Below are 6,118 nucleotides of genomic sequence, written 5' to 3' on the forward strand. Positions count from 1 at the left end.
TCTCCTCTTATTGGTTTCTTCTCAGTTCGATGGTTCCACGCCTGATGTCCTCCTCCGTTCCGTACGGATAGAAGATGTAGAAATAGGTTCCATTGACCACTTCGCTACCCGCCAGTCGCAGTTTGGCGTTCGGGGTCTGGCCGTGCCAATCGTTCAGGTACGGAGCCGCTTCATACACGAGGTCGCCCCAGCGGTTGAAGATCATGAGTTTGTGGTCAGGGAATTTCTGCAGCCCCACGATCTCGTACGTGTCGTTGAAGCCGTCTCCGTTGGGCGAGAACCCGCTTGGGATGAACAGCTTGATCTCATCGATCACGGTGATGTAGATCCACGCGGAATCGCACACGCTTTGGCAGAAATCATCGCAGATGAGGTACTGAACGCTGTCCGGCCCGATGTAGCCTTCGGTCGGAGTGTAGATCACCTCGTTCATGTCCACTTCAGCGGTTCCGTTCATTCCATCCGTGAGCACCGAAACGATGACCGAACCCGCAGTATCATTCTCCAGAACCGCGATGGTGATCGGTTCCACATTTTCGGTGGTTCCCGTGTCCAGCACCGCAATCGGGATGGCAGGAATGTTCACATCCACGAAAACGCTATCTGTGTTCGAACAACCGTTTGCGTCCGTTCCTACAACCGAATACCACGTTCCCGCCTGTGGGGCAACTGTGATACTGTCCGTAGTTTCGGTCGTGTTCCACGCGTAATCCGTTCCGCCCAGAGCCGTAATGGTGGTTTCGTCATTCAAGCAGACCACTTGATCCTCGCCAGCATCGATGTTCGGAAGTTCATTCACCGTGACCGTGATCGGCTGGCGACCGCTGAGATTGGTGCAGCCATCCGCACTTTCCGCAATGATGTAATAAGTGGTTGTTGCCGTTGGCGAAACCGTGAGCGGTGTCTGCCCAAGCAGCGTTCCGCCCGAAGCCGCATCATAAACGTTGTAGGTCACGTTTCCGCCCGAACCCGTGGCTGTGAGCATGGTCTCCTCGCCCACGCATATCTCCGCATCCGAAGCAGAAAGTGTCGGCTGCAGAGGCGCAGGACGCACGTAAATGTCGTGGCTCTCATCAGCCACACATGGGTTGCTTCCCACGGAATAGGTCAACGTCACCGAACCCGAAACGCCAGTTGGGTCGAAGCTGCTGCCCGACACGCCTGTTCCGCTCCACGTTCCACCTGCATCGCCAGTCACCAAGGCGTTCAGCGCAATGATGCCATCGCTTTCGCAGATGGTGTCTGGTCCAGCCCAAGCGGCCGAAACATTCTGAACCTGCACCGATTGCGTGCTCGTCTGCTGGCACTGGTTCTGCCCAACGGTGTACGTGATCGGAATCGTCTGTCCGTCAAGACCCGCTGGGTCGAACGTGCCTGCGTTGCTGTTCACGCTCGTTCCGCTCCACGCGCCACCTGTGGTTCCTGTCACCAGCGCGGTGAGATCGACAATTCCGTCCATCTCGCACACGATGCTCGGAGCGGTCCAAGATGCATCTACCTGCGGAAGTACGGTGATGTCGTAGGTCTGTGAATCATCGCAAGGCGAAGTTCCGACCGCGTAGGTCACCGAATACGTTCCGCTCAGACCGGTCGGGTCGAATGTACTTCCTGAAACGCCCGTGCCGCTCCACGTTCCGCCCGATGAACCCGTAACAAGCGCATTGAGGTTGATGGTGCCGCCACTTTCGCAGACCACACCAGGCGTTGTCCAATCAGCCGTGACCGTTGGCGTTACCGTGATGCTTTGGGCCGAAACCTCAGCACATGGACTTGTTCCGACAGAATAAGTAACCGTGATGGCACCCGACAGACCCGTTGGGTCGAAGATGTTGCCGGAAACTCCGCTGCCCGACCATGTTCCGCCCGCATCGCCCGTGATCAATGTGTTGAGGTCGATGACTCCGTTCGCTTCGCAGATGCTTCCCGGAGTTGTCCAACTCGGATCCACATCCGGTTCCACCTGGATGCTTTGCGTAGAGGTCGCTTCGCACGGACTGTTCCCGACCGTGTAAGTAATGTCGTGTGTTCCGTTTCCGGCCACGCTTGGGTCGAAGGTGCTTCCGGAAACACCCGTTCCGCTCCATGTTCCGCCCGTTGTTCCTGTGATCAACGTGTTCAGGTTGATGGTTCCAGCCGCCTCACAGACCACCGCTGGTGCGTTCCAACTCGCATCTGAAACAGGTTCCACCAGAATGTCCTGCGTCAGCGTTTCCTCGCAAGGCGAAGTTCCTACCGTGTAGGTGATCGGATGGCTGCCCGCTCCGGCCGTTGCAGGGTTGAAATTCGTTCCCGAAACGCCCGTTCCACTCCACGTTCCGCCAGCGGTTCCGGTTACCAGCGTGGTCAGGTCGACCACCGCGCCATCGGCACAAACGGTTGTGGTCGTCCATGCCGGATCCACATCGGCCAGAACCGTTATGTCGTGGTTCTCCGTTTCCTGACATGGGTTTGTACCAACTGTATATGTGACCGTAAATGTTCCAACACCCGATGTTGTCGGGTTGAACGTGCTTCCCGAAACGCCCGTGCCGCTCCATGTTCCACCGCTGTTTCCAGTAATAAGTGTGGTCAGATCGATATTACCGGCCGCCATACAGATGGATCCGGGCGAAGTCCAAGACGGATCGGGTTGCTCAACCACCGTAATGTCGTGCTGTTCCGTTTGCGTACAGGGCGATGCTCCGACCGAATACGTGATCGTGAACGTTCCCGCGCCCGAAGTTGTCGGATTGAAGGTGCTTCCCGAAACGCCCGTTCCGCTCCACGTTCCTCCTGTTGTTCCAGTGATCAACGTACTCAGGTTGATGTTACCGCCCGATTGACAGATGGTGCCGGGCGAGGTCCAAGATGGGTCGGATATTGGAATGACCGTGACCGTGACGGCCGTTCGCGTACTCGCGCAGAGCAGGTCATCCACCGCTTCCACATAATACGTGGTGGTGGTTGAAGGTGAGACCGAAAGTGGAGTTGTTCCCAGATCGTTGCCATTGGTGGCCGCATCATACACATGATAAGTGATGTTCGAACCAGACCCACTTCCTGTGATGGTGCTCGACTGCCCTTGACAGATCGAAGTTGGCGAAGCCGTGGCCGTTGGCGCAGTGGGCGGTGTACATGGAACATCGATACAGTCGATGACCAGAGTCGGTGTAAGCGTGCTGACCGAGGCGCTGTAATTCGAAGTGGTTCCTCCGTTGTAATATGCGGGAGAAGGCGTGGCCACAGCCGGACTGAACGACCGCAGCACCGCTCCGTAACTCGACTCATTGCAACCGCTCAACGCGGTTCCATCTGTTTTGATGAGGTGCCAATCCCACGAAGTGTTTCCGGTCATACCAGCGATGACGAAACCACCATCGCTTGTTTCCTGTCCTTCCCCAAGAATATTACCGATACCCACGGTGTAGCGCTCTGCGAACATCACCGCACCCGTTGATGCATTTGCCTTTACCACGTATGCCGAAATGGCCAGCGGGAACACGTTCTGAATGGTCCATCCTACCGAGACGAAGTTGCCATCCGACATCAGATAACCGTTGTTGCTGATGTCTTGAAAACCGATGTTGTAAGCACGGCTCCAAACGATGTTTCCCGAAAGGTCGGTCTTCATCATAAAGAAGTCACCCGCATCCAACCCTGTGGCCGAAGCATCGGTGGTTCCTGTGATGAGCAGCTCGTTGGTCGGAAGCAGTTCGATGGAATAACCCTCCTCAAAATCGCCAATGGCACCGTAGCTCTTAACCCATTGTACCACGCCAGATGTGTTCAGTTTGAACAGAAGGATGTCGGCCGTGGTGTCCGAACCGTTTATCTCGCTGATACGTCCTGTGCAGTAAAACCCATCTCCCGCAACTTCCACAATGTCGTTGGCCGAGTGATTGAGGTCGTGTGCCGGATCCAGCACAACAGCACGGTCCCACGTCATGGTTCCCGAAGAGTTGGTCTTCACCACATACACGTTGGTGCTGTCCTTGCCACCGAAGCTGTGCGTGTTTCCGCAGGCAATGTAACCGCCATCGCTCGTCTGCCGGGAAATGTTGAAATACTCGGATGCGCTGCCGCCATAGCCTTTTGCCCATGTCACCGTTCCGGTGGAAGTGGTCTTCATCAGCAGTCCCTGATTGCCGCTGTTGGGACCGGAACCGGCCGCAATGAAACCGCCATCGGACGTTCTTCGTGCATCATTGAACTGAGACACACTAAAAAAACCGTACGAATACGACTTGGCCCAGACCACCGAACCCGCATCATCCACTTCCATGAGCGCACCGGCCGGAAAAAGCCCAGAGGTTCCGCTACCGCTGACGATGTAGTGGTCGTTCGGCAACTGCTTCACGCTTCCCATCAGGTCCAGCAGACCGATGTCGTAACTTATCTGGAAGGTGTTCGGTTGGGCCCAAGCCGATGCTGCAAACAGCAGACAGGCCATCAGGCCAAGTAGGGGTTTAGAGGTCATCCTTGATGTAATCTTAACTTAGGGGAAACCAAAGGAAGCAAAAAAACGGAACGTAAAACACAGAAGCCTTGGATGCGGTTTTAGCAGAACGAACAAGGAAAGGGCTTTGGAATCAGGCCAAGGCAAAGGGTTAGTTGCGGCACGCGTTGCAACTAAGCAAAGCGTTCTCTCTGCCAAAGGCAAAAAACTGATCGTGTTGCGAAACCCACAAGTCATCCTGCGGAAGACTTGCGGGAGCGGGCGACTTTCATTCCCCAAAAACAGCGTCAAAGTCCATGATGCTGTCATGCTCTGATAGCTTCAACTCGTACCTATCAGAATCATTTTCTACAATCATCAGCCTTGCAAGCCTTCCTAAGGTGTCAAGAGAAACGAAGACCATTCTCTTTTCGTCATTAGGGAATTTGAACTGGAATGTATAGCCATTCACAGTGTCCTCCTCTACGTGACCCAATCTGACGCTTCCTACTTCACTTGTAAGCGAATTCGGTGTCTCGCCCTTTCGACCTGGCTCATAAACATCTGAATAAACGTTTTGTCCTCTTGCATTATACGAACAACAGAACAACGACAATATTAAAGCAACGCTAAATCGGATTAGACTCGTCATTTCAAAATTTGCTGTTGGGTTCAGCTAAAGATAACGCGCTGGATGTTGTCTGTGGCACCAGCGGAAGATCAGTCACAGACTGATCGTAATTTGTTCCACACGAGTGATCCTGCGGAACACTCGCGCGAGCGGAGTTAGTTGTTTCATTTTATTTCGTTTGCACTCCAGCCACATCTTGCTCTTACGAAATAACCTTCAGCTGGTCGTTTGCTGTCAAATAAGTAGTCAATAAACCTTTCTTCTCTGGGTACTTCAATATTTTCATTGTAATTACAGCGTCTTTGATGATAGATAATCATACTGTCGTAAAGTATATATGCTGACCCCCCTTTTGAAAATAAAGCCCAGTATAAATGTTCAGTACCATTATGATGGTCTGGTCGGGTCTTCATTGATTCTACAATTCTGTCAAACTGTCTTTGTGCAGCTCCTTTGTTCCGGAACAAAAGAAAACTGAATGAACTGTAACGATAAAATTCTTGAAGATCCGTTAGGTCGAGCCCCCTTGGCCCCAACTCATGTTTCAGGCCATTAGGAATACTCCAGTCCGTAATCGTGTCAATGAGGTCTGATCTATTAATGTCATAAACGCTGTCAATCAACAGAGCAATTTCTGATACTGTCTTGGTCTCACTATTGTCCTGAGTTGCCAACGTAGAAAGAGCATCGGTGACATCAACGGTAGTAGAATTATCTGAAGTTTCGTATTTGTCCTGCTGAGATGTTTGATTACAAGCAGAAATCAATATTATAATAATGAGTTGTATGGCCGTGATTCGTCCCATTTTCAATTAACCCCAACGGTTTCCGCTAAAGATAATGCGTTAGAAACTGCCGTCCTTTCGCCATGCACGGAAGGTGCACAACGAAACTGAGACTGACTGACGTACTGTCGCACGCATTAGCTTTAGTGGGTGTGCCCGTTGCACAACCCAAATATACCTGTTGAAAACTCAGTTTTCCATGATCTTGACTTTTTGCGCGGTCGGTCCGACCTTCGGTAGATGCAAGGCAAGAAGAAGTATTCGGAGAAGCTGTTCACCAGCTTCCAG

Annotated in this window: 3 protein-coding genes; all 3 read right to left on the reverse strand. The window is 52.8% G+C overall.

Annotated elements, in window-relative coordinates:
• Window positions 1-7: 7 nt before the first annotated feature.
• The 3 genes from GC178_08975 to GC178_08985 all read right to left on the reverse strand — a co-directional run bounded on the left by GC178_08975 (window position 8) and on the right by GC178_08985 (window position 5,851).
• A complete protein-coding gene (locus GC178_08975; protein MBI1287697.1) occupies window positions 8-4,456 on the reverse strand; it encodes a T9SS type B sorting domain-containing protein in 4,449 nt (1,482 codons plus the stop codon).
• A gap of 247 nt (window positions 4,457-4,703) precedes the next feature.
• Window positions 4,704-5,066 (reverse strand): hypothetical protein, encoded by a 363-nt coding sequence (locus GC178_08980; protein MBI1287698.1) that lies wholly within the window; start codon window positions 5,064-5,066, stop codon window positions 4,704-4,706.
• Window positions 5,067-5,209: 143 nt separating this feature from the next.
• Complete coding sequence (locus GC178_08985; GenBank protein ID MBI1287699.1) at window positions 5,210-5,851, reverse strand: hypothetical protein; 642 nt, start codon at window positions 5,849-5,851, stop codon at window positions 5,210-5,212.
• Window positions 5,852-6,118 lie beyond the last annotated feature (267 nt).

This window comes from Flavobacteriales bacterium (assembly GCA_016124845.1).
In the GTDB taxonomy this organism is placed as follows: domain Bacteria; phylum Bacteroidota; class Bacteroidia; order UBA10329; family UBA10329; genus UBA10329.

What these genes read in the sequence shown, in the direction of transcription:
- GC178_08975 (MBI1287697.1), bottom strand. Translation starts at nt 4,456, where the DNA reads ATGACCTCTAAACCCCTACTTGGCCTGATGGCCTGTCTGCTGTTTGCA.
- GC178_08980 (MBI1287698.1), bottom strand. Translation starts at nt 5,066, where the DNA reads ATGACGAGTCTAATCCGATTTAGCGTTGCTTTAATATTGTCGTTGTTC.
- GC178_08985 (MBI1287699.1), bottom strand. Translation starts at nt 5,851, where the DNA reads ATGGGACGAATCACGGCCATACAACTCATTATTATAATATTGATTTCT.